Source organism: Streptomyces sp. NPDC001415 (assembly GCF_053597395.1).
On record NZ_JBSFIE010000014.1, the window covers coordinates 146,767 to 170,931 of the forward strand.

The window sequence follows — 24,165 nt, forward strand, 5'->3', positions numbered from 1 at the left end:
CCCTTCGTCTTGCAGACCTCGATCGGGCTTCCCCGCGCCATGAAGTTGGCGAAGCTCATACCGGTGGAAAATCGAGCCCACGCCGACCACTCCGATGGAGCTGCCCGGTCTGCTCGCGGTCTCCAGACCGATGCGTGAGGCATCAACGCGGCCGGATGGTCCTGACCATTTGGATCAGACCGCGCCGGACTACTTCTTGCTGCCCTCGCTGCTCTCATCGTTTGCCTTGAAACACACGACGAACCATTTTCCGGAGCCTGACTGAGTGAGTGAGCCGGTCGTGCCCGGGACGTCGGAGCATGCGAGGGTGTCGACGACTGCGTTCTTGTCCATCTTGAGGACCTTGTAGTCGGCGTGTGGGTCAGTGCAGTCGAGCTTCTTGGTCTTCGCTTCCTTGTCCGTCCCGATGTTCTCAAAGCAGTCACCGGCTTTGAGCGTTGCGGACTGGTCCTTCGTGTCGTAAGGACCCAAGGCCCAGAACACCACCATGCCCGCGACGACAAGAACCAGACCGATGAGGATGAGGCGGTTGCGTCGTATCTGCGCCGGGGTGTATGAGGCGTTCAGGCCGTCCAACGGCGGTATTTGGGACACGGGTGGTTCCTCAGGCAGTGGGGGCAGTGCGAAGGCGATCATGAATCTAGCCCACCTGCCTGTACTCGCTGTTCGCCGGTGGCCCGGTGTGGTTCTCGGTGCCGGGGTCGCAGGACGTCAGGTCGTTGATGATGTGGGCGATGACCCATACGGCCCGGGCCAGCAAGGTGTCGCGGGGGCCCCTGAAGGCTGACCCCGCCCGCTGTGGCGGCGAGTTGCCGTCATTCGACGGTACTGTCCTCGGCGGACTGCGGGTGAACGCCTCCCTTATCGTCTCCTGCGGCACCGACACCGGCACCGGCACTCGACAGGAGGACGGAGGTCGCCGCCGCTCGGCCCCTGGCCGACCTCGCTGGCCGACCTTGCTGGGTGAGCAACGCTTGTTCAGCGAGGAGGCCAGGGCTGGCCCTGCTACACGGTTCCCATGGGCATGAACTTCGCGGAACGGTACGTCGCCGCAGGAGCACGGGTCGCAGATAAGAACGCGGCGCACTTGTACTCGCGGCTGCTCGACGCGTTGGCCTTCCCCCCCCGGCCACCAAGAAGGTTCCGCTATTCCCTGGCGCGAACTGGACCGCCCTGATGTGGCTCTAGCCCTGCCGATCAGCAGGCTTGATGAGTACATCCTCGCCATCTTCGAGCGCTAATCGCGAATTCCCTGCCGGCGGCGACCGTTACGAAGACTTCTTGCTGCCCACCGACAGCTTTTGCCGACCCATGGGAAACGCCCCTCGACCGCACCTGACACTCCACCTCACCGACAGTGGGCCAGACGAAACAGCCCGCACAACACGGGTCACGCACAACACGAGCCGCGCACAACACGGGCCACGCACAACACAGAGCACGCACAACACAGGACTTGAAGTCAACCCTCGGAGACTTCCGGTGACAGGCGCTCGCAGAACCGGGTCAGCGCTCCAGTCCCCCTAAACGCCCAGGTCGCCAAACCCGCCCGGACTCCCATGATTTGACGACCAATTCACCATCAAGCCACTCGAACTGAAAGCGCGGGGTTCAGTCGTCACAGCAGGTCAGGCGATGGTCAGACGTCCGACCGGCACCGGTCAAGTGAAGGGCTATGACCCAACTACCCGGGCAGCACACGGCGGTTGAACGGGCGGCCCTCGGAGGGAATGGTCAATGAGTGGTCAAGATCAGCCCATGCATTTCTGCTTACCGGATCGAGTACAGGTCAATTCCCGTCCAGCCGCGAGTAATGACCCACCAGGCATTTACCTGCTCTGGTCCTGATCTGTCCGTCCTGTTCATGTCCCCGTAACGAGTTGAGTGGAAGAAACCGGGGCCATACCGGTTGACCGGTTCTCGTCAAGTCTGCTTTGCTTCCGCCCGGCGAACGGTGCCACCACAGCCCGTGGTGACAGTTCGTTAGACAAATAGGGTTCGCGTTTCGGTTCGGGGCTTACTTCCCTGTCTGCGGAGAGAGCAATTCCCCGCGAAACGGCCACCGCACGCACTGGGGTACCCCCTGTGCGATTGCGGTACCGCTTTCCGCTGCTCTCTTCACGCGGATATTTCGGCGGGGTGGCGAGTCTCTGTTCGGGGCGTGAGCCGGTATGCCGTCCGCCGCTGTCCAGCCGAGCGGTCACGCCCGTCGACCGACGTGCGGTGACCGGTACGAGAGAGGCACCCCCACCCATGGGTATCCCCCATATATCAAGAGCCGCGCAGCGGACCGCCCTGACCGGGCTCGTCTCGCTCGCCTTCGCCACCACCGGCCTGGTCGCGGCCGGTTCGGCCCAGGCCACCGCGAGCACCGGCGCGTCGGCCTCGGCCACCCCGCATGTCAAGCGGCTCTGCTCGCAGCCCACCAAGCACCGGGTGATGGCCTGCAAGGCGCTCGCCCGCACCGACGTCGTCCAGCCGCACGCGCTCGCGGTCAACGCGGTCTCGCCGCTCGCCGTGCCGTCCGGCTACGGCCCGTCCGACCTGCTGAGTGCCTACAACCTGCCCGCGAACGGCGGTGCCGGTGCGACGATCGCCATCGTCGACGCCCAGGACGACCCCAACGCCGAGTCCGACCTGGCCGCCTACCGCAGCCAGTACGGCCTGCCCGCCTGCACCACGGCCAACGGGTGCTTCAGCAAGATCGACCAGAACGGCGGCACCAACTACCCGACCGCAGACGCCGGCTGGGCGGGCGAGATCTCCCTGGACCTTGACATGGTCTCCGCGATCGCCCCCAACGCCCACATCCTGCTGGTCGAGTCCAGCACGGCCAACATGAGCGACCTGGGCACCGCGGTCAACACCGCCGTCGCCCACGGAGCCAAGTACGTGTCCAACAGCTACGGCGGCTCCGAGGACTCCTCGGACCTCACCGCGGACAACCAGTACTTCAAGCACCCCGGTGTCGCGATCACCGTCTCGGCGGGCGACTCCGCGTACGGCGCCGAGTACCCGGCGGCCTCCCAGTACGTGACCTCGGTCGGCGGCACCGCTCTGAAGCGGGACTCCAGCGCCCGTGGCTGGTCCGAGTCGGTGTGGCACACCAACAGCACCGAGGGCACCGGCTCCGGCTGCTCGGCATACGACCCCAAGCCCAGCTGGCAGACCGACAGCGGATGCTCGAAGCGCGCCATCTCCGACGTGTCGGCCGTCGCCGACCCGGCCACCGGTGTCGCGGTGTACGACAGCTACCAGGCCAGCGGCTGGAACGTGTACGGCGGCACCAGCGCCTCCGCACCGATCATCGCCGGCGTCTACGCGCTGGCCGGCACGCCCGGCACCGGCGACTATCCGTCGAAGTACCCGTACGCGCACACCAGCGCGCTCAACGACGTCACCACGGGCAACAACGGAACCTGCTCGCCGAGCTACCTGTGCACCGCAGGCCCCGGCTACGACGGCCCGACCGGCCTCGGCACCCCGAACGGCACCACGGCCTTCGCCACCGGTGGGAGCACCGGCGGCGGCAGCGCGCTGACCAACGGCACCTTCGAGGCGGGCACCCTGAGCGGCTGGACCTCCGCCGGCTCCGCCACCGCCGGCTCCGCCGCCGCCCACACCGGCAGCTACGGCGCGCTGGTCGGCTCGTCCAGCCCGACCAACACCTCCTCCATCGCCCAGACCTTCACCGCGCCGACCGGCAGCTCCAAGGTCTCCTTCGCCTACGACGTGACCTGCCCCGACACCGTCACCTACGACTGGGCCACCGCCACGCTGAAGGACAACACGACCGGCGCCACCACGACGGTCCTGCCCAAGACCTGCACCAACGGCGCCGGTTGGAAGACCGCCTCCGGCTCCCTGACCGCGGGCCACAGCTACACCCTCACGCTCACCAGCAAGGACGATGACTACGTGGGTGACGAGACGTACACGTACTACGACGACGTGACCGTCTCCTGACGCCAGACTGACGTGTGACGTCACCGGCACGCATCCGGACCCCTCTGCCACCGAATGTGGGGGAGGGGTCCGTTGTCCGCAGCCCTCGCTTCGCCCCCCCGGCAGGTAAATCCCCTTGTGCACAGAGCCGACCAGTCAGGACAAGCGCCGGTGCGGTATCAGTAGCTGTCGTAGCTGGGCCTACCGTTCGTCCGGTAGACGCCGACGACGGTGCCGCCCTTCGTCGTCGAGACGCTGACCGGCTCCAGCGCAGTGGGGATCGATCCCTCGGCGAACAGCCGCTTACCGGTACCGATGATCACCGGATGGATGGTCAGCCGGTACTCGTCGACGAGGCCGTGCCGCATGAGGGTCTGGGCGAGGTCGCCGCTGCCGACGACGTTGATGTTGCCGCCGTCGGACGCCTTCAGCTCGCGTAGGGCATCGACGATGTCGCCCTCAAGGAGCGTGGAGTTCTGCCACTCGACGGACGTCAGGGTCCGGGACGCCACGTACTTGTGCATGTTGTTCATCCGACTGGTGAACGGGTTGCCGGGATCGGCGGTCGGCCAGTACGACGCGAAGATCTCGTACGTCTTGCGGCCGAGCAGCATCGCGTCGGAGTCCTCGTACCAGCCGGCGATGGTCGCGCCGACCTCGTCGTCGGACACCGGTTTCTGCCAGCCGCCGTGCTCGAAGCCGCTCTCGGCGTCCTCGTCCGGACCGCCCGGCGCCTGCATGACGCCGTCCAGCGTCAGGAACGTGCAAACAATGATCTCGCGCATGGTGCGCTCCCTTCGTCGATGGGTAGACGGCGCAACCGTCGGAAACTCATCGGCGGAACGTCCACGACGCCTGAGTGGGCGTTACGTCCGTTGGGTGTTCGTCTCACGTGGGTCGGGCTCGGTCCTTGGTGGGACGCGCCAGTCGATGATCTTCCGCGTGACGCCCGGTGGCTCCCGCACCGCAGCTAGACCGTCACTCCCAGCAGAGTGCGGAACGCCTCGGTGCCCCGTGGTGTCACCTTGACCGCGCGTCCGGAGCCGACCCGCCGTAGCCACTGCCGGTGCAATGCCGTGGCACACAAGGCCGCGCCCATCGCCCCTGCAAGATGCGGTCGGCGCTCCGTCCAGTCCAGGCAGTCCCGGACCAAGGGGCGCCTGGCGCCCGGCGGCTGCTCGTATTCCAGGGCTTCGGCCAGCCATGCCCGGCCTGCCGCGGTGACGGCGAGCCCGCAGTCGGTGGCAACCAGCCCTCGGGCGATCATCGCGTCTGCCAGGACCACGCCCAACCGCCCCGCCAGATGGTCGTAGCAGGTGCGGGCGCGGGCTTCGGCGCTGAGCCGCACCGATTCGCGCAGATTCTGCGGACGGGGAGTATCCGAGGCGTACGAGGCGAGGGTTTCGACGAGGGCGGCCGCCTCCGGGCCTGCCAGCCGAACGTAGCGGTGCCGGCCTTGGCGTTCCTCGGTCAGCACTCCACCCTCGATGAGGCGCGAAAGCTGCTCGCTGGCGGTGGAGGGGCGCACACCCGCATGCCGGGCGAGCTCGCCCGCTGTCCACGCACGTCCGTCCAGCAGTGCCTGGCAGAAGACGGCCCGGGTGCGGTCGGCGAACAGGGCGGCGGTCTCGGCGAGTGAAGGCATGCCGTCATGATGCCGCAGGCATGGTTCGGGCACCGCCGAACTGTTCTGCTCCTAGCGTCGGGGCCATGACACACACGATGCATGAATTCAACCGTCATAGGGACGTGCGTGCCGCGCTTGCCGACCCAGCGCTGGTCCCCGAGCTGCCGGCATCGGACGACGGTCCCGCGGGGGCGAGTGTCGCGTGGCTGCGGGCCACTGTGGCCAGGTTCAGTTCCGGTGAGTCGCACCGGCGGCGCAGAGCCCTCGTGGAGGCCGAACTCGCCCGGCTGGAGCCCGCCGCGCTGCGGCGGGCGGTAGCGGCCGGCACCGAGGGAGAGGTCCGGGTCCGGGTGGTCCGTGCCCTTGCCGCGGCCCTGGACATGCCGGAGCCCAAGATGGTGGCGGAGGCGGTGACCACTGTGGCGGAGACCTACTTCGGGGGCGCGGACCCGGCCGCGGACCGGGCCGTGGCCCGGCTGATGGCGCGGCTGGTTTCGGAGAACGCGGACCAGGCCGCCATGGAAGCCGCGGCCAACCGCATCGGGCTGCTGGTGCAGGCGTGCGCGGCCACGGCGGCACTGGTCGAGGCCGCGGCCGGAGGCGACGTACCGCTGGCCCGGGTGCTCCGGGAGACTCCACCCGTGCGAACCATGCGCCGCATCGCCGCCCGCGCCACCAACGTCGCCGGACAGGACATCGCCGAGGGCGATGTGGTGCTCTTGGATCTCGCAGCCGCGCAGAGTACGCATCCCGTGCCGCTCACTTTCGGCGCACCACCCCGGGTCTGCCCCGGCAGGGCGCACGCTCTCTCCTTGGCGGACGGCCTGCTCCGGCGTCCGCTGACCGCGTTCGCCCGCCTGCACCACCAGACCGCCCCGCTCCTGCTGCCCAACGCCTGGGACTACGCCAGTGCCGCCGCCCTGGTGGCACAGGGCTTTGATGCGATCGGCACTACCAGCCTGGGCGTGGCAGCGGGCCTCGGCCTGCCGGACGGAGCGGCCGCCACCGCGGAGGCGACGGTGGCGCTGGCCCGCCGACTCGGGCAGGGATCCTTCCTGTTCACCGTCGATGCCGAAGGCGGTTTCAGCGACGACCCGGAGGAAGTGGCCGAGCTGGCCCGAAGGCTGCACGACGCCGGCGCTGCGGGGATCAACCTTGAAGACGGCCGCTCGGATGGCACCCTCGCCCCCGTCGCGCTGCATGCCGAGAAGGTGGCTGCCGTCAAAGCCTCCGTACCCGCGCTCTTCGTGAACGCCCGCACTGACACCCACTGGCTCGGATGCCAGGAGGAGAAAACCGCAGAACGCCTCGCGGTCTACGAACAGGCCGGGGCGGACGGGGTGTTCGTGCCGGGTCTGTCGGATCCGGACGGGATCGCCGCCCTGACAGCAGCCCTCGTCGTACCGCTGAACATCCTCTACACACCGACCGGCCCGAACCTCACCGAACTGACCGCGCTGGGCGTGCGCAGGATCAGCCTCGGCTCGCTGCTCTACCGCAAAGCTCTGGCGGCGGCCGTGACCACCGCGACCGACATCCGCGACGGCCGGCCGACAGACCTCAGCGCCCCCTCCTACACCGAAGTGCAGGCGACTTCGGTACTCCGCGCAGTCGACTCCAGAACCTGACATCGGCGCCGCGCCGGAAGTCCGGAACCTCCGGGTTGCCGGGCGAGAACCGGCCCGGTCACCGCCGATTTGTTGTGCTCATCGCTGGTGGCGGAAGTCCCGGTACTGGACTGCCGCATAGCCCAGTGTGAAGGCCGTGGCCAGTGCCCCGGCCCAGAACCAGAACGAGGTCACCTCTGCGCTGCGCAGCGCATCGAGGTTGGCCACCGCGATGGCTGCCGCGAGAATTCCGGCCAGGTGCGCCTTGCGGCGCAGCGCCCGCTCCGTTCGGCGGGGGCCGGCGACAAGCCGGGCTGCACAGGTCTCCAGTGGACTCATCTCCCATGTGGGTGTGCACTCAGCGCTAACGACCCGACCTCGGCAAACCGGCATCCTGGGGCAACAGGGTGGAGGGCGCGGGCGAGCGCGTTGCCCTGGGGTACCCGGCCCGCGAACAACCACCTGTGTCCAGACCAATGACTTCTGACCTTCTGACCTTCAAAGGAGTATGACCGTGAGGAAGTTCGCGCGGAGCGCGGCAGCGGCCGGTATGGGATTCGCGCTGGCGGCGATGCTGTCGCCGGTGGCTCACGCCGCAAGCCAGGACCCGGCCTCCAAGGCGCAGGGGCAGATCTGGGTGCACGCCTTCGAGAATGCCCCGACCTACGAGGAGGCCACGACCCATTCCCCGAAGGTGGGCAGGGGCATACGGAAGGGCGAGAGCGCCCCGGTCATCTGCATGTCCACGACCGGGTGGTACAAGATCCCCGACGCGAGCCAGGATCCCGTCTGGGCCGAAGCGAACCACTTCGACTCCGTGGTCCACATGCCGAAGTGCTGACCTCCTGACCAGTGATGCCCTCGCGTCCCGTAGAGGACACGAGGGCACCACTGGTCAGGAGCGGCAGGCCGGCGCCGCGACCGTCGCGGCGGAGGGAATAGACCCTCTGTGGGCCTCGCTCTTATCCTTCGCTCCTCGCGCTCACCTTTTCCTGTTCGAAGGCGGGCGGCTCCTGAGGGGTGCGGCGCGGCAGGAAGACCAGGGCCACAACCGCTCCGACAGCGGCGACCCCGGCCGATGCGGTTGCGGTGACGTGCATGGCGTGGATGAACGCGTCGTTGGCGGGCTGGACCAGTGCCCTGCCCGCCGGCCCCAGTTTCTGCGCGACCGCCAGGGTGGTCTCGACCGACTCGCCCGCTGTGTGCCGCAGGTTCTCCGACAGGCCGGGGACTGCTGCGAGATGGTCGTCGATGCCGCTGTGGTAGACGGTGGACAGCAGTGAGCCCAGTACGGCGACCCCCAGCGCACCGCCGACCTGCCGGAAGGTGTTGTTGACCGCGGAGGCGGAACCCGCCTTCTCGCGCGGCAGCGACGACATGATCATGACGGTGGCGGGTGGCATCACATGTGCCATCGCCGTGCCCATCAGGAAGAACACCACCTCAAGTACCCAGATCGGGGTAGCAGTACCGAGGAGCAGGAAGCCGAGGAACGCGACCGCGTCCAGAGCCAAGCCGGCGGTGCACACGGCACGTGCGCCGAATCGGGCGACGACCAGGCGAGCCCTCGGCGCGAAGATGATTTGGGCGGCGGCGAGCGGGAGCATCAACAAGCCGGACTGCAGGGGGGAGTAGCCACGCACGCTCTGGGTGTAGAAGACGGTGAAGAAGGTCACGCCCACCAGCCCGAAGAAGACGAAGCCGATGGCGACCACGGAGGCGGAGAAGCGCCGGTCGCGGAAGTACGCGACGTTGAATGCCGGGTGGTCGCTTCGGTGCTCATGCAGCACCCAGCCGCCCAGAACGGCGACACCGGTGACGATCGCCATCCACGACGCGGGCGCGGTGAAGTCGGCGAGCTGGCCGCCCTTGATGATGCCGTACGCCAGCAGGACCAGGCCGATGACGGACAGCAGCACCCCGACCGGGTCGAGCCGGCCGGGGAGGGGGTCCTTGGAGTCCGGTACGAGCGCGGCCATCGCGACCACGCCGATCGTCACGATGGGCACGTTGACCAGGAACACCGATCCCCACCAGAAGTGCTGGAGCAGCAGCCCGCCGACGATCGGGCCGAGTGCGATACCGAAGCCGACCGTGCCGGTCCAGATGCCGATGGCCTTGGGTCGCTCGTCGCGGTCGAAGACGTTCGCGATGATTGCGAGGGTGCTGGGCATGACGAACGCGGCACCGAAGCCCATCAGAGCACGGAACGCGATCAGTTCGCCGGAGGAGTCGGAGATCGCGGAGAGCAGTGAGCCGGTGCCGAAGACCAGCATGCCGAAGATCAGGGTCTTCTTGCGTCCCACCCGGTCGCCGACAAGCCCAGAGGTGAACAGGAGCCCGGCGAAGACCAGCGTGTAGGCGTTGATCGCCCACTCCAGCTGACTCTGAGTGGCGCCCAGTCCAGTAGGGGGCGGCTGGGCGATGGTCTTCATCGCGACATTGAGGATCGAATTGTCGAGCACGACAACGATCAGACTGAAAAGCAGCACGGTCAGGATCAGCCAGCGGCGGGAATGCACCGCTTCGGGAATCTGTACGGCCGGAGACCGGGACTCGGGGGCAGACATGTTCCCACGCTAGAGTCACTCACCGTACAGAATCGGCGCTATATCGCCGCTATCCCCCGAATGGCGGATGAATCGGCTATTACTTGAGATTCCTCACTTCGCGCCCCGGTGTCCACCGGCTGGGGCCGCCCTCCAAAGCGCTGGTGGAACGGTATGCGGGCTTCGACGTGCGGGTTTCGACGGGCTGTCCTAGCGTGGAACGCGGCGCCGAACAGGACCCCGTCCTTGAGGAGCAGATCCATGGCCGTTCTGTACAAGTCGGCAATCGCGGTCCCCGATCACATCAGCGCCCTTGAGGACCCTCTCGAACTGGCGCGGAGGACGCACCATGACCATCCGCAACGTGATCTCGCACTCCGGCTGACCGAAATTACCGGAGTTCTCAAACGGAGCGTCGTCCAGCCTCTCGCAAGTGGAGTTGCGCCGTCCCGGAATAGACGCCCGCGGTGTCGTCTACCGAACGGAATCCAAGGCTCGTGTTCCGGGTGTTCCGGCAGCGGTGCGCCAGGCACGGGAACCTAGCGGGTGCCCGGGCACGCTGGAGCCACTCACCCCGGCCTTGCGCACGGTGGAGGAAGAACGCGACTGGTACGCCCGCGAGTTGGACTTCCACATCATCCACGCCGGCGGGCCACGCACCCTCGACAGTCTGAGCGGCTTCCTGGGCGCCCCAACTGAAGCCTTCCCGTTCAGCCGCGCCACGCTCAATGAGTACGACAACATCGCCGGCACCGTGGTGCTCGACGCACCGGCACGCCTGTGGGACGTCGGCCTTCGCGCACTCGCACGAGGGTTGCCGACCGGCTTCGGTCCCGGCATCACCGCCGAGATCCGCCTCGGCACCCGGCCCTTGGAGCAGGCAGTTCGAGTCCGCGTCCGCACCTAGCAGGAGGTACCCATCATGAGCAGTCAAACGGACGAGCCACCGGTCCGCTTCTGGAGCGTTGACGACGTCGAAGCCCTCGACTTCGACCCGGCGATGCGGGAGATGCTGGAAGACGGCGGACTCGCCCGCATCCGGATGCCGCACGGGGAAGGCGACGCGTGGGTGGCGACGAAGTACGAGGACGTCAGACTGGTCACCACCGACCCGCGGTTCAGCAGGGCGGAACTGGCCGGCCGCGATGTCACCCGGCTCGCCCCGCACTTCATCCCGCTCGACGACGCGGTGGGGTTCACCGACCCTCCGTACCACACCGGGCTGCGCAAGACGGTGGCGGCGATGTTCACCCGTCGGCGCATCGAGCAACTGCGACCGCGCGCCGAGAAGATCGCCGAGGACCTTCTGGACGCGATGGAACAGGCCGGGGCGCCGGCCAACGTGATGGAACACCTCAACACGCCCTTCTCGGTGGCCGGGATCAGCGAGCTGATGGGCGTGCCGCAGGAGGACTGGTCTCGCATCCTCGACTGGACCCTGCTGGTCATCTCGTCGCTGCACGGCCGCCGGCGCAGCGAGCAGGCCAAGGAGGAGATCGGCGCCTACTTCGACGCGCTGGCCACCCAGCGGATGGCGGAGCCCCGTGACGACGTGCTCAGTCATATGGCCGCCGCTGAGCGAGACGGCCAGCTCTCCCGGAAGGAGCTGGTGTCGTTCGCCGTGCTGATGGAGGTCAGCGGCATCAACTCGGTGCGGTTCAACAGCGCCAACATGGTCTACCTGCTGCTCACACACCCGGAGCACCATGCCAGGCTGCTGGCCGAGCCGGACCTGCTGCCGCAGGCGGTGGAGGAGCTGCTGCGCTACATCCCCCACCGCAACGCGGTGGGCATGGGCCGCATCGCCACCGAGGACGTGCAGGTCGGCGAGGTGACCATCCGGCGCGGCGATCCGGTCTACGCCTCGTACGTGGCGGCCAACCGCGACCCGGAGAAGTTCGACAACCCGCACAGCCTCGACTTCGACCGCTCCTTCAATCCACACCTGGCCTTCGGCAACGGACCGCACTACTGCGCCGGCCCCTGGCTGGCCCGGATGGAGATGCAGGTGATGCTCCGCGGACTGCTCGACCGCTTCCCCGACCTGCGGCTCGCCGTTGCGCCGAGTGAAATCCGCTGGCGGCGAGGCGAGCTGATCCGGGGTCCAGAAGCGATCCCGGTGACCTGGTGACGCAGAACGGAGGACCTCCCGATGAGCGATCCGACGACGCACACGATGGACGGCCTGGTGCTCCCGCCGGGCGCGGGACGAACCCTGGTGACCAGCGCCCAGGAGGTGACGATGAAGGTGACGGGCGCGCGCACCAAGGTGGGTTCCCTCTTCGAAGTGGTGGTGCCCCCAGGGTTCGACGTGGGAGCCCACGCCCACGCCAACAGCGAGGAGGTGTTCTACCTCCTCGAAGGCGAGCTGGAGGTGCTCGCCTTCGAGCCCCGGGAACGCACGCCGGACAACTGGCAGCTGTGGGAGTCCCGTTCCGGCGAGCGGCCGGCACGGGCCACCCCGGGCTCGGTGGTGCATGTGCCGCCCGGCTGTCCGCATGCCTTCGCCAACCGGACGGACCAGAATGCCAGGATGCTCGTACAGGCGGCTCCACCCCCGAACCACGAACGCTACTTCGAGGAGTTGCTGGAGATCCTGAACGCCGACGGGCCCCCGGACGAGGCGGCCGTATCCGCGCTGCGGGTGCGCTACGGAATCCAGCAACTGACGCCGCTGCGCACCAGGTTCAGCGGGCGGACGTGATCCGGTCCCGCTCTCCGGTGACGTCGTCACAGGTGTTGAAGACGGTGAGCCCGACATCTGTCCTCCGACCTCGGCCGGTCCGTCCGCGCGAGTAGTGCGGGCGGATACGGCCGGGGTCGGCGGAAACACCGGATCGAGAACGCGGCAGTAGGAGATGACAACGGTTCCGCCGGGTGCGGTGGTTCATATGCCCGACCCTATCGATGGGGTGGGCCGGCGCAATCCGGAGAGTGCAAACGGTCGTAACGGCACCTCTGCCGCCCCACCATCCAGCGACACCACCCCGGCGCCGGCGCACGTCGGCGCCGCCCCACCGACGGAAGGTACGGACCGGTGAAAGCGCTCGTCATCGAGGAGTTCGGCGGCCCAGAGGTGATCCACCTCGCGGAACTGGCTGATCCCGAACCTGGGCCCGGCGAGGTCCGGGTCCGGGTGTCGACGGTCGTGGTCGGCCGCACGAAGGACATCGCGACCCGGGCCGGACGCCCTCCTTTCGCGGGGCAGGTACCGGGATTCCCGCATGTACTCGGCAGTGAGCACGCCGGCGTGGTCGACGCCGTCGGTCCCGGCGCGGACCCGGCGCTGATCGGGAGGCGAGTAGCCGTCTCCGCGGTACTTTCATGCGGAAGCTGCCGCGCCTGCCGGGCCCTCCGTGAAGAGGCGTGCTCGTCGTTCGCTCTGATCGGCGTACACCGGCAGGGCAGCTACGCGCACTCGTGCGTGGCGCCGCAGACCAACGTCTCGCTGCTGCCGGATGACGTCCCCTTCACCCAGGCGGCGGCGCTGGCGGGCAACGGGCCCGTCGCCAGAGCACAACTTGACGCCGGTCTTGTCGGCCCGGGCAGCAACGTACTGGTGATCGGTGCGGCGGGGTCGCTCGGTGCGACCGCCGCATCGCTCGCCGGATTTCGCGGAGCCCATGTCATCGGTGTCGACCGGCTGGCCGTCAAACCGGGCTGCCTGGACGGCCTGCCCCTACGAGCGGCTCTCGACGGTGACGCGGAGGACCTCGCCGGCGCCATTCGCGAGGTGACAGGCGAGTGGGGCGTCGACTGCGTCATCGACAACCTCGGCATCCCGGCGGTCTGGCACAAGTACCGCGAAACGCTGGCTGACATGGGCAGGATCGTCGTGTCCGGAGCGATTTCCCACGAGCCGATACCCCTGCCGCTGCTGCCGTTCTACCTCCATTCCCAGTCACTCATCGGGGTCCGCACCGGCAACCGCACGGAGATCGCCGCCTTGTGGCGGGATGTGGCGGACGGCTTCCGCATCCCGGAGAGATTTGTGGATCCCATGCCGTGGGAATCCGTGGGTGACGCCCATCGTGCCGTCGAGGCGGGGGTCTCCCGCGGCCAGGCGGTGCTCGAAGTGGGGGACTGACCTCGCTGTTCCACTCGGGTACGGCTTGCTTCGGGGCGGCATCAGGTGTTCCTCCGAGCAGCACAGTGCCCAGGAGGCAGGGAGAGGCAGCCTTTGTCGGCCGAGTGGGCGAACGCGGGCGCGGGCGCACACATCTGGCCCCCGGACCGGGAACCAGTCATGCAGTCATGCAGTCACATAGGCGCAGGCGGGGGCGCTTACCCGGACGAAGAAGGTTCCCATGTCTGCCACCCGACGCGGGCGCACCGGCGCACCGTCAGTCCTGGGCGCGCTGGCCGCGCTCACCGCATCCGCCTTCGCCCTGACCGGTTGCGGTGCCGCCGACGGGCACCGCGCCGACGGCCACGCGGGAGCTCCGGAGCGCGCCCACTGCCCCCGGCTGCAACGCCCGATCGCCACGGCGGACGCCGACTGGCGAGCGGTCGCCAAGGCGCTGGGCCGCACCGGTGCGTTGCGGGAGAAGGTGGTCTACGGGGTCTCGCTGCCCCGCAGGGATCTGAAGGTCACCAGCCGGGGAGTGGACATCGGGTCGTCGCTCGCGCTCAACGGCGCGGCGGACTTCGCCCGGTACTGCGACGGCACCATGCTCATGGGCGACCTGGTGCTCACTGAGGACGAACTCCCCAAGGCCACCGAAGCCCTTCAGAAGGCGGGCTTCGAGCAGACCGCCCTCCACAAGCACCTGCCCGACCAGACGCCCCCCATCTGGTGGACGCACTATCAGGCCATGGGCGACCCGGTCACCCTCGCCCGCAAACTCAAGGCGGTTCTGGAAGTCAGCGGCGACCCCGTCGCGGTGCCGCCGCCGGAGAGCACCAAGCCCATCGACCTGGACACCGCCGAGATCGACGAGGCACTGGGCCGCAAGGGCATCGCCGAAGGCCGCACTTACAAGTTCTTCATCGGACGCGGCGAGACCGTCACCTCGCACGGCCATGTGCTGCCCGCACCCATCGGTGTCGACACGGTGATCAAGTTCCAGGCCCTGGGGGACGAGCGGGCCGCGGTCACCGGCGACATCGTGATGACCGCACACGAAGTGCAGAAGGTCATCCGGGCCCTGCACGAGGGCGGCTTCGAACTCGTCGAACTGCACAACCACATGCTGGACGACGAACCCCGCCTGTTCTACCTGCACTACTGGGGAATCGGGGACGGCGCCGAGCTGGCCAGGGGCCTGCGCCCGGCCCTGGACGCCACCAACCTGGCGCCGCCCGCCCCGGAGTCCTGAGAGCCTGTGTCTAAACCCCGCCCGGGCCCGCGGCGTCTGGCACACACACTCGCCGGTGCCCCTCCAGATGGCCGCGCAACGCGCGTGCCGCCAGGTCGCGTTCCTCGCCCAGGACGAACGCGGTGACACCGAGGGCGCGCCAGTGTGCGCGGCGTTCGGGGGTGGTGGCCATGGCGCAGAACGGCACTCCATGGCGGGCGCAGGCGGCCTGTACCGCGTGGACGGCATCGCGGACGAGCGGGTGGCGCAGCTGCCAGGGGACACCGTAGGACTGCGACAGGTCGGCGGGGCCCGGCAGGACCATGTCGATGCCGCCGCCGGCCAGGATGCTGTCGATCGCCGCCACCCCTTCGGCGTCCTCGATCAGCGCCACGACCATGACCTCGGCGTTGGCCTGTTTCATGTACGCGACGGGGTCGATCCGGCCGAAGCCCGGGCCGCGCCCGCCGTTGAGGGAGCGCATGCCCTCCGGCGCGTACCGTGCGGCCCGGATCGCGGTGTCGACATCGGCGCGGCCGCGCACATGGGGGACGACGATGCCCATCGCGCCGGCGTCGAGTGCACGCAGGACCGCCCCCGGGTCGCCTTCGGGCACGCGGACGAACGGGGTGAGACCGGTGGCCTCGGCGGCCCGGATCAGGTTCTCCAACTGCTGGGGATCGACGAGGAGATGCTCGGTGTCGAGCACCGCGAAGTCGTACCCGGCGCAGCCGATCATCTCGACCAGCGCGGGCTCCGGAATCGAGCAGAACAGTCCGTCCGCCTCCTCGCCCGCCGCGAGCTTCGCCTTGACGGCGTTGGGCCGCAGCATGTCAGCGGCCCCCGCCCACGTAGTGGAAGGAGGGGTGCGGGTGCATCAGGAAGTCATGGTGGGAGATGTTCCAGGCGTAGGCGCCGGTGAGCGCGAAGGCCACCCGGTCGCCCGCGCGCAGCCCGGCCGCCGGGACCTGGCGTGCCAACACGTCCTTGGGTGTGCACAGTTGGCCGGTCAGGGTGACCCGGTCCTGCCGGGCCGCAGGGCGGGGCCAGGGGTGCGGCCACGCTGCCACGGGCAGCACCGCGCACGGCTGGTCGTGTCCCTTCGTCGCCGGGGTGCGCAGATGGTGGGTGCCGCCGCGGACCACCGCGAACTCCTCACCGTGGCTGTCCTTCACATCGAGCACCTCGGTCGCGTACCAGCCGCAGTACGCGGTCAGAGCGCGGCCCGGCTCGATGCGGAGCGTCAACGACGGGTGGGCATCGGCGAGTTCACCGAGCCCCGCGCCGTAGGCGGCCCAGTCGAAGCGGCGCGACGGGTCGGCGTAGTCGACCGCCATGCCGCCGCCGACGTTCACCTCGGTGATGGGGACGCCGTGGCGAGCCGCCAGGTCCACCGCCCAGACCACCACCGACTCGGCCACCGCCAGCTGCTCCGAGGCTTCGAGGCCGCTGGCGAGATGTGCGTGTACGCCCCGTAGTTGGAGGTGGGGGCAGGTGCCGCCGGTGAGCAGCCGGACGGCCTCGTCGGCCTGCGCCGGGTCGAGTCCGAACGGCGTGGGGCGGCCTCCCATCGCGAGTGAGCTGTTCTCCAGCGAGCCGTCGGCCAAGGGGAGGTTGAAGCGGAGCAGGACCTGGACCGGCTCCTGACGGGGTGTGCGGGCGGCCAGTTCGACGAGCATCCGCAGTTCGTGGAGGCTCTCCACGTGGAAGCGCTGTACGCCGGTCTCCAGAGCGGCCGCGATCTCAGAGGGGGTCTTGCCCGGGCCGCCGAAGGCGAGCGGACGACCGGGAACCGCCTTGTGGACGTGGGTGAGTTCGCCTCCGGAGGAGACTTCGAAACCGTCGACGTACGGGGCGAGCGCGGTCAGGATCTCGGGATCCGGGTTGGCCTTCGCGGCGTAGTACAGCTCGACCCGGTCGGGCAGCGCGGCCCGTACCGCTTCCGCGTGGTCGCGCAGAGCCGTCAAGTCGTAGACGTAGCAGGGGAGTTCGGCGGGCGACAGGGCGAGGGCGAGGTCGTGGACGGCGGGGGTGGGAGTGTTCATCGGGCGTTCCAGGAGGTGTCGGCGCGGACGGCCGAGGACAGGACGTCCTCGGCGAGCGGCGAGGGCAGGCGGACATAGCCGGCCTCCCGGTCGGCCTTGCGCTCCCAGCGGGTGAGCAGGTTGGCCTTGGCGGGCAGCGGTACTCCCGCGAGCAGCGCGGCGAGCAGGGGCGGGCAGCCGTCGCGGTCGGCGAACTTCTCGATGGTGGAGCGCACGCGCGCCCACAGGGCGGGCTCGGACTGCGGGTGCAGGTCGGCGAGAGCGGCGAGCAGTTCGGCGATGTGGTTGACGAACAGGCAGTACACGACCCGGTCCCAGCCGCGCTGCGCGTCGTACGTCATCGGGGCGGCGACATCGGCGGGCAGGGAGGCGAGGGTCTCGGCGTGGTGCTCGGGCAGGAGCTTGGTGCCCTCCAGATCGCGGAAGAGGACCTGGGCGGGCATGCCGTCGCCGTCTACGCACACCATGACGTTCTGGAGGTGCGGTTCGAGCACCAGGCCGTGGTCGAAGTAGGCGGCGAGCACGGGCGGGACGAGCAGGTCGAGATAGGCCGCCCACCAGTCGAGCGCGGCCTGTGGGCCCGCCCCGTCGAGCAGGTGGGAGATGTGGCCGGGACCGGTCGGGTACTCGTCGGCGACCGCCGCGGCGAGCAGAGCGGTGGTCCCGGGCAACTGCCGCTGCGCCAGGCCTTCGCGGACGATTACGCCGAAGCCTTCGAGCAGGGCGAGGTCCGGGGCGCCGCCGGGGCCGGGCAGTGCGAGGCTGCGGTAGGCGGGTTCGCGGAGCATGGCGCTGCCGGGGAAACGGGTCTCCAGGTCGGTCAGTGCCGGTTCCAGCAGGCGGGTCAGGGCGACGGCGCCCGACAGTTCGTAACTGGCGTTCTTGCGCAGGCAGTTGGTGATGCGCACGTTCAGGCTGAACTTCAGGAACGTGTCGCCGTCGTACAGGGTGCGTACGGACGCGGTGGCCGCGAACGGCCGCGTGCCCGTACCGAGGTCGAGGATGTCGCCCCGGTCCAGAGCCGCGCGCAACGCGGGGTGCTCGTGCAGCAGCTCGTACTGCCAGGGGTGCACGGGCAGCAGCCGGTAACCGTCCGGAACGTCGGGGTGCAGCCGGTCCAACGGGGCGGCCGCGCCCGCCTGCGCGCGCTCTTCGGCGATCAGCTCCGCGCGGACGGCGAGATGGCGCAGGGGGAAGGCGGCCCCGGCCTCGGGGGCGTAGGAGGACCAGGAACCGGCGTCGCCGGTACGGGCCTTGGGGGTGGGGTGGAAGCGGTGGCCGAACAGGAGGGACTGTTCGGAGGCCAGGTATCGGTCGGCCTCGTCGGTGCGGCCGGTCCGGGCCGACAGCGCCGCGGAGACGCCCTGGTGGCTGGAGGTGATCTGCTCCAGGAACTCGTCGTTGCTCACACCCGTACGCAGCGAGAGCTCGGCGCGGGTGTGCTCGGCGAGCGCGCGCCAGCCGACCTCGGCCCACGCGCCGTCGCGCTGCTCGGTCACCGGGCCGGTGAAGCGGTGCGCGCCGAACAGGGAGGTCCGGCGCAGCGCGACCCTCAGCACCACACCGCGGCGGGGCAGCCGCAGCAGCAGATGGCCGTCGGCCACGGCGGTCTGGTGCTCGGGTCCCGACACTTCGCGCAGCAGACAGTTCAACAGAGTGTGCGCCACGGCCTCGTCGGCGGTGGGCAGCTCGCGAGGAGCGGAGGCGGTAAGAGGGGCGAGCGGGGCGGTGCCGGTCGGCAGCGACATCAACGGCTCCAGAGAGGAGAGGACGAGCGGCGGATCAGAGCGGGGAGGGCGACCAGGCAGGCCGCGAGAAGGGCGGCCGCGGTGCCGGTGATTACGGGCGCGGTGGGCCCGTACCAGGCGTTGCCCGCCGCGGCGGCGAGGCCCGCGGTCACCGCTCCGGCCTTGGAGAAGAATTCGAGGGAACCGAACATGCCGCTGGGCGCGCGGCCCTTGGCGCAGTCGGCGGCCAACAGGGACCGGCCGACCAGGCCGAGGGTGAGCCCGGCGCCGAGCAGCAGCCGTGCGGCGACGAAGGCGGCCGGCGACTCGGCCACACCGTGCCCGGCGAGGCCCAGCGCGATGCAGCCGAAGCCGACCGCGATGCCGAGCTTGGCCCGGCCCTGGAGGGCGGCGTGCACGGGTATCGCGGCCACCAGATAGCAGACGTGCGGCAGCGCGAACAGGACCGCGGCCAGCACCGGCCCGGTGCCCGGAAGCTGTTCCTTGACGAGGGAGATCAGATAGGGGAAGGAGATGACGGTCGAGAAGACGAAGCCGAATTCGAGGGCGTAGAGGGCCCGCAGAGGCACGGCCGGGGGAGCGGTGGGCTCCGGGGTGTCCCGCGCCTCGGTGCTCTTCGGTTCGGGTGCGGTGGCCTTCGGTTCGGGGAGCGTGGCCAGCAGCAGTGCGGCGCCGAGCGGAAGCACGGCGAGCAGCGCGTACTGGCGGTGCGGGGACAGCCAGGGCGACAGCGCGCCGACGAGGATCGGTGCGAGGACGAGGGCCGCCCGCGCGCTGCCCTGCATCAAGGTGAGGGCCTTGGACAGGGACGGGCCTTGGAGGGCGGCCGCCAGGTAGCCGTTGGACGCGGCGAACGTGCCGCCGAGGACACCCTGGAGGACCAGCGCCGCGGTGAACGTCGCCAGGGAGTCGGCCCACCCGGCGAGGAGGAAGGCGAGCGCGAGGCCCAACTGGGCGCGCAGCAGCAGCCGTTTGCGGCCGTAGCGGTCGGCGAGCCGGCCCCACAGCGGGGCGCCGAGCCCGCCGAAGACGGTGGGCACGACATACAGCAGACCGGCCCAGCGGGCGCCTTCGTCGCCGAGCTGCGGAAGGATCTCGGTGAGGTACGGCGGCAGGCCGAGTGCGGCGAACGACGCCACGAAGTAGCAGCCCGCGACGGCGTACACCTGGCGACGGCCGAAGCCGGCCGGGGCCGCCGGGGACTGGACCGCCTCGGCCGGTGCGGACGTGGGAGCGCTCATCGTGAACTCGCCGCCCGCACAAGGTAGTTGGGGCCATCGGTGTAGTGCTTGTTGATGTCGGCGGCGCCGGAGCGTTCCTTGCTGAGCAGCGTGCCGGCGGTGATCATCGCCTTGACGGGGAGGACCGGCGCGTCCAGTACGTGGGCACGCAGCACGGCGCCCGGCGAGCCGGGCCCGGTGCCGAGCCGTTCGACGGCTTCGGCGAGCCGGTCGCGTACGAGCCGCAGCAGCACGTCCAGCGGGGCGTGCCCGTGCTCGGCGAGGCCGAAGGCGTAGGCGCCCGCACACAGGTGCACGGTGATGGTGGTGAACAGGTCGGTCAGGGCCCGGTCCCCGTCGGCGATGATCCGCGGGTCGGTGAAGTCGTCCCGTCCCGGGGCATCGGCGCCGAGCCGCTCGCGCAGGCGGACCAGGTTCAGGCGCGGACCGTCGTTGTCCTTGAGAAGCAGTCGCAGCCGCGGTCCGTCCGTGCCCTCGTGGAACACCAGCGAGATGTTCTGCTGGTGGGACTCCAGCGCGATGCCGTACCCGAAGAGCGTGGTCTGCCAGTCGAAGAGGAGCGCGAGAACGGCGTCGAGCAGGGCGAGCGGGTCGCCGCCGTAGAACCGGTCGGCGAGGTGGCCGAGCACGAGACGGCCGCCGGGCGCCCGGCTGAGCAGCGCGGCCATGGGCACGACGGCGTCGGTGTCGAGCGCCGTGGGGTAGCCGCGGCACAGGACGGCGAGGAGCTCGTGACCGGCGTGGGCGTACACGCTCTCGTCGGCGAGCAGGACCGTCTCGGCGAACCGTTCCTCGCGCGAGATCACGCTCCCCAGCATCCGCTGGCTCACCGCGCCGTTGCGGAGCGTACGGGGCTTGATGGTGCGGCGGTTGCGCAGGCCCAGGGTGGCGGTGGCGAGCGGCACCTTGAGATGGAGCGCCGGGTCGTCGGCGAGGGCGACCGTGCGCATCGACAAGGTGGGGACGACATCGAGGTACGGGCTCTCGGAGAGCACGGCACTGTCGGTCAGGCCCTGTTCGCGCAGGGCCTCGCGCAACGGCGTACCGAGCGAGAGGGGGTGTACGGGAAGCGCGAGGTGGCTGTCGCCCAGGTGGCCGAGGCCGAGGTCGGCGGGGGTGGGCCAGTACGCGGGCAGGGCCTCGGGGCCGCCGGGCACCGTGACCGCCTCGCGGGGCAGCGCGAGCCAGCGCAGCGCGAAGCGGGGGTGGAACTCGGGTGCGTAGGAACGGAGTTGGGCCTCGTCGAGGCCGGAGCGGCCGCGCGCGGTCGGGTAGACGGGGTGGTCGAGACGGGCCGCGAGCGTGTCGTGGGCGAGGGTGGCCGCCAGGCCCGTCCAGTGTGCGGGGTCGGTGCCGTAGCGGGCGGTGAGGGAGGCGTCCACCTCGTCGCGGGTGACGGTGTGCAGCCGCATCGTGGCGAGGGTCTGGCGGCACTCCTTCGCGAAGTCGTCGAAGCCGCCGCGGTCGGCGGGGTCGGCGAGCGCACGCAGCGCGTCGACGATGTCCTGGACACCGGTCAGTTCGGTGCCGTCCGCCTCGCGGCGCAGCAGCGGCAGCCGGGCGGCCCGCGCGCACTGGAAGCCGTCGTCGGCCACCGGCAGCAGCAGCGCCCCTGCGGGATCGTCGGGGGCGAGCCGCAGCCACCGGCCGTCCGCCAGCTCGACGGGGGTGCCCGCGGTGCGCAGGCCGACGACGTCCTCCCGCAGCATGGCGCTGAGCACGCGCAGTGCCAGAGCCGCCTCGTCGGCGTCGACGGCTGTGGCGGCCGCCGAACGTGTTGTGGTGGGAGCGGTCGTCACGGGGTGAACTCCCATCGCTGGTCGGCGAGGAACCGCTCCACGGCCCGGTCCACGGCCGCCTGGTCGGTCCCGGTGGCCCGGAGAACGCCGACGTAGTCGCGGTTGGTGTGGTGCAGCTCGTGCCGCTCGCCGACCTCGCGCAGCGGGCGGTAGGCCAGGTGGACGCCGTCCACGGTCAGGTCGGCCGCGGCGGGGGCCTCGGTGAGGGTTCCGGCGCTCGTGGCGCAGAGATGGTCGATGCGAGCCCTGCCGTCGTCGCGGGCTCCGAGGTCGGCGGGGAGCGGCTCACCCAGGTGTGTACGCAGGATGTGCTCGAACAGGGGGACGTCCAGGAGCTGTTGGAGCATGAGGTCGCACTGGTCGCCGATCACCCGGTAGTTCACCTCGATGATCCGCGCCCGGCCCTCGTGCACCACGAACTCGGTGTGGCAGGCGCCGAACCCGACACCCAGGGCGTCCAGTTGGGCGAGCACCTGGGTGACGACCGGCTCCGGGTGCGCGGGCACGTAGGTGTGGCGCTCCTCGATGAAGTACGGGGGCGGGGAGAGCTGGGTGCGGAAGCCGCCGAGGACATGGCGGATCCGGCCGTCGCCGAGGGTCTCCAGGGTGTGCAGCTCCCCGGCGAGGTACTCCTCGACGACCAGGGCCGCTCGGGGGCGGCGCTGCTGTATCTCCTTGCAGCGCAGGACCAGTTCGTCGGGTGTGCCGGCCAGCACCACATCCTCGCTGGCGACGCCTTCGCGGGGCTTGACGACGCAGGGGAAGGGGACCATCGCGGCGAGCAGGTCCGTGGGGTCCTGGCCTGCGGCGAGCTCGGCCGACCAGACGGTGTCGGCGCCGGTGGCCGCGAGGTGGCGGCGCATCTCGGCCTTGTCCTTGGTGCGCAGCGCGGCGCGCCAGTCCTTGGCGGGGAGGCCGAAGTAGGCGGCGGCCAGGGCGGTCTGGGTCTGCAGGTGGTCGCTGTTGGTGAAGACCGCGTCGGCCCGGTGGTGGGTGGCGATCGTGGAGATCACGGCGCGGTGGTCGCGCACGTCGCAGGCGAGCACCTCGACGTCCGGGCTGCGCAGGCGGTGCGGCTCGGGCAGGTCGGTGAGGACGGTGACGTCCAGGCCCAGCCGGCGGGCGGCGGGCAGGAAGCCTTCGGTGACCGAGTCGGTCGGGTTGAGGGCGAGCAGATAGAGGCGCATGGGTGCGAACCCCTTCCGGACCGGGGTGGAGGCGGGGCGGGCCGGACGGGGCCCGCCCCGGGCAAAGGGGCTACTTGGCGGGGAGCTCGACGCCGGTGGCCTTGGCCACGTCGGCGAGCACGTGATGGGCGGCCTGGATGCCGATGCCGGACATCCATGTCTCGTCGGGGACGGTGAAGACCTTGCCGTTCTTGACGGCCTTGAGGTCCTTCCAGACCGGGTTGGAGATCACGTCCTGCTGCTTGGTCTTGGACGGCTCGTCGGCGGTGGTGACGAAGACGAGGTCGGCGTCGGCCCGGTCGATCTGCTCCGGGCTGACGTCCTTCATCGTGACCTTCGGGTCCTCGGAGGACTGCGAGGCCGGGCGCTGCAGGCCGATGTCGTTCAGGACGACACCGCTGTACGAGGACTTCTGGTACAGGCGGGTCGGGCCGGCGACGAAGCGGACGACGGAGGCGGTGGGCATCTTGCCGTCGTACTTCTTCTTGACGGCCTCGCCCAGGGCCTTGGCCTGGGTCTCGTAGGACCGCAGGGCGTCGCCGGCCTGCTTCTCCATGCCGAGGGCCTCGGCGTGGACCTTGAGGTTGGCCTTCCACGGGCCGCCGGTGGTGTCGGTGAAGACGGTGGGGGCGATCCCCTTGAGCTTGTCGTACACCTTCCCGTGCCGGACCTTCGAGGAGAGGATCAGGTCGGGCTTGAGGGAGGCGATCCTCTCCAGGTTGGGTTCGAGCAGCGGACCGACATCGGTCACGCCGCCCGTCTTGTCCTTGAGGTACTGCGGGAAGCCGCCCTCGGTCTTCATGTGCGGGGAGACCGCGCCGACCGGCTTGATGCCGAGCATGGTGACGTCGTCCAGTTCACCGGTGTCGAGCACGACGACCCGCTTCGGCTTCGCGGGGATCTTGACGTCGCCCATCGCGGTCTTGACGGTGCGCGGGAAGGCCCCGGAGGCCGCGCCGGCGTTCCCCTGGTCGTTCGTGGCGCTCTTCTCGCTGCCGCAGCCGGTGAGGGCGGCGGCGCCGAGGGCTGCGGCGAGCAGCGTCGCGCCGATCCGGCCGGTCGCGCGCCGAGTGGTGGTGATGGCCATGAGGGTTCGCTTTCTGGCGGTGAGTGCTGAAGG

The 24,165-nt window shown here is 69.9% G+C and carries 20 protein-coding genes; 8 read left to right on the top strand and 12 right to left on the bottom strand.

Annotated features, from left to right (window positions below; all coding sequences use genetic code 11):
• Positions 1 to 189: 189 nt before the first annotated feature.
• A complete protein-coding gene (locus ACWC2B_RS20625) occupies positions 190 to 636 on the bottom strand; it encodes an LppU/SCO3897 family protein (protein WP_450718537.1) in 447 nt (148 codons plus the stop codon).
• 1,617 nt (positions 637 to 2,253) lie between these two features.
• On the opposite strand from ACWC2B_RS20625, the gene ACWC2B_RS20630 reads away from it, so the two are divergent.
• Positions 2,254 to 3,966 (top strand): hypothetical protein, encoded by a 1,713-nt coding sequence (locus tag ACWC2B_RS20630; RefSeq protein ID WP_450718539.1) that lies wholly within the window; start codon positions 2,254 to 2,256, stop codon positions 3,964 to 3,966.
• 158 nt (positions 3,967 to 4,124) lie between these two features.
• Here the strand turns inward: ACWC2B_RS20630 and ACWC2B_RS20635 are convergent, their stop codons facing one another.
• Together ACWC2B_RS20635 and ACWC2B_RS20640 are read right to left on the bottom strand one after the other, a co-directional pair.
• On the bottom strand, positions 4,125 to 4,730 hold the full coding sequence (locus ACWC2B_RS20635) for a dihydrofolate reductase family protein (RefSeq protein WP_450718541.1): 606 nt from the start codon (positions 4,728 to 4,730) through the stop codon (positions 4,125 to 4,127).
• 185 nt (positions 4,731 to 4,915) lie between these two features.
• The gene (locus ACWC2B_RS20640) at positions 4,916 to 5,590 is read right to left on the bottom strand and encodes an ArsR/SmtB family transcription factor (RefSeq protein ID WP_450718543.1); all 675 of its coding nucleotides are present in this window, start codon (positions 5,588 to 5,590) and stop codon (positions 4,916 to 4,918) included.
• Positions 5,591 to 5,655: 65 nt separating this feature from the next.
• On the opposite strand from ACWC2B_RS20640, the gene ACWC2B_RS20645 reads away from it, so the two are divergent.
• Positions 5,656 to 7,200, top strand: coding sequence for an isocitrate lyase/phosphoenolpyruvate mutase family protein (locus tag ACWC2B_RS20645; protein ID WP_450718545.1), 1,545 nt, complete (start codon positions 5,656 to 5,658; stop codon positions 7,198 to 7,200).
• A gap of 78 nt (positions 7,201 to 7,278) precedes the next feature.
• On the opposite strand, the gene ACWC2B_RS20650 is transcribed toward ACWC2B_RS20645, so the two are convergent.
• Positions 7,279 to 7,518, bottom strand: a complete 240-nt coding sequence (locus tag ACWC2B_RS20650; RefSeq protein ID WP_450718547.1) for a hypothetical protein — start codon at positions 7,516 to 7,518, stop codon at positions 7,279 to 7,281.
• 175 nt (positions 7,519 to 7,693) lie between these two features.
• On the opposite strand from ACWC2B_RS20650, the gene ACWC2B_RS20655 reads away from it, so the two are divergent.
• Positions 7,694 to 8,020, top strand: coding sequence for a hypothetical protein (locus tag ACWC2B_RS20655; RefSeq protein WP_450718549.1), 327 nt, complete (start codon positions 7,694 to 7,696; stop codon positions 8,018 to 8,020).
• Positions 8,021 to 8,141: 121 nt separating this feature from the next.
• Here ACWC2B_RS20655 and ACWC2B_RS20660 read toward each other — a convergent pair whose 3' ends face one another.
• Positions 8,142 to 9,749 carry an MFS transporter gene (locus ACWC2B_RS20660; RefSeq protein ID WP_450718551.1) on the bottom strand — a complete coding sequence of 536 codons (1,608 nt, stop codon included), beginning with the start codon at positions 9,747 to 9,749 and terminating at the stop codon, positions 8,142 to 8,144.
• Between the two features lie 559 nt (positions 9,750 to 10,308).
• Here ACWC2B_RS20660 and ACWC2B_RS20665 point away from each other — a divergent pair.
• The 5 genes from ACWC2B_RS20665 to ACWC2B_RS20685 all read left to right on the top strand — a co-directional run bounded on the left by ACWC2B_RS20665 (position 10,309) and on the right by ACWC2B_RS20685 (position 15,046).
• Positions 10,309 to 10,635, top strand: a complete 327-nt coding sequence (locus tag ACWC2B_RS20665; RefSeq protein WP_450718553.1) for a hypothetical protein — start codon at positions 10,309 to 10,311, stop codon at positions 10,633 to 10,635.
• A gap of 15 nt (positions 10,636 to 10,650) precedes the next feature.
• On the top strand, positions 10,651 to 11,859 hold the full coding sequence (locus tag ACWC2B_RS20670; protein WP_450718555.1) for a cytochrome P450: 1,209 nt from the start codon (positions 10,651 to 10,653) through the stop codon (positions 11,857 to 11,859).
• Between the two features lie 21 nt (positions 11,860 to 11,880).
• Entirely contained in the window at positions 11,881 to 12,432 is a 552-nt protein-coding gene (locus ACWC2B_RS20675; RefSeq protein WP_450718557.1) for a cupin domain-containing protein, read from the top strand.
• A 333-nt stretch (positions 12,433 to 12,765) separates the two neighbouring features.
• Positions 12,766 to 13,815, top strand: coding sequence for a quinone oxidoreductase family protein (locus ACWC2B_RS20680; protein ID WP_450718559.1), 1,050 nt, complete (start codon positions 12,766 to 12,768; stop codon positions 13,813 to 13,815).
• Between the two features lie 220 nt (positions 13,816 to 14,035).
• On the top strand, positions 14,036 to 15,046 hold the full coding sequence (locus ACWC2B_RS20685; RefSeq protein ID WP_450718561.1) for a DUF1259 domain-containing protein: 1,011 nt from the start codon (positions 14,036 to 14,038) through the stop codon (positions 15,044 to 15,046).
• A 10-nt stretch (positions 15,047 to 15,056) separates the two neighbouring features.
• Here the strand turns inward: ACWC2B_RS20685 and ACWC2B_RS20690 are convergent, their stop codons facing one another.
• From ACWC2B_RS20690 to ACWC2B_RS20720, 7 genes are all read right to left on the bottom strand, one after another.
• Positions 15,057 to 15,857, bottom strand: a complete 801-nt coding sequence (locus ACWC2B_RS20690; RefSeq protein ID WP_450718563.1) for an HpcH/HpaI aldolase family protein — start codon at positions 15,855 to 15,857, stop codon at positions 15,057 to 15,059.
• A 1-nt stretch (position 15,858) separates the two neighbouring features.
• A complete protein-coding gene (locus tag ACWC2B_RS20695) occupies positions 15,859 to 17,070 on the bottom strand; it encodes a type III PLP-dependent enzyme (protein WP_450718565.1) in 1,212 nt (403 codons plus the stop codon).
• Complete coding sequence (locus tag ACWC2B_RS20700) at positions 17,067 to 18,818, bottom strand: IucA/IucC family protein (RefSeq protein WP_450718567.1); 1,752 nt, start codon at positions 18,816 to 18,818, stop codon at positions 17,067 to 17,069. The genes ACWC2B_RS20695 and ACWC2B_RS20700 overlap by 4 nt, the downstream gene beginning before the upstream one ends.
• Complete coding sequence (locus tag ACWC2B_RS20705; protein ID WP_450718569.1) at positions 18,818 to 20,059, bottom strand: MFS transporter; 1,242 nt, start codon at positions 20,057 to 20,059, stop codon at positions 18,818 to 18,820. Before ACWC2B_RS20705 ends, ACWC2B_RS20700 begins: the two co-directional genes overlap by 1 nt.
• On the bottom strand, positions 20,056 to 21,873 hold the full coding sequence (locus ACWC2B_RS20710) for an IucA/IucC family protein (protein WP_450718571.1): 1,818 nt from the start codon (positions 21,871 to 21,873) through the stop codon (positions 20,056 to 20,058). Before ACWC2B_RS20710 ends, ACWC2B_RS20705 begins: the two co-directional genes overlap by 4 nt.
• Positions 21,855 to 23,045, bottom strand: a complete 1,191-nt coding sequence (locus tag ACWC2B_RS20715; RefSeq protein ID WP_450718573.1) for an ATP-grasp domain-containing protein — start codon at positions 23,043 to 23,045, stop codon at positions 21,855 to 21,857. Before ACWC2B_RS20715 ends, ACWC2B_RS20710 begins: the two co-directional genes overlap by 19 nt.
• Positions 23,046 to 23,115: 70 nt before the next feature.
• Complete coding sequence (locus ACWC2B_RS20720; RefSeq protein WP_450718575.1) at positions 23,116 to 24,132, bottom strand: ABC transporter substrate-binding protein; 1,017 nt, start codon at positions 24,130 to 24,132, stop codon at positions 23,116 to 23,118.
• Between the last annotated feature and the right edge of the window lie 33 nt (positions 24,133 to 24,165).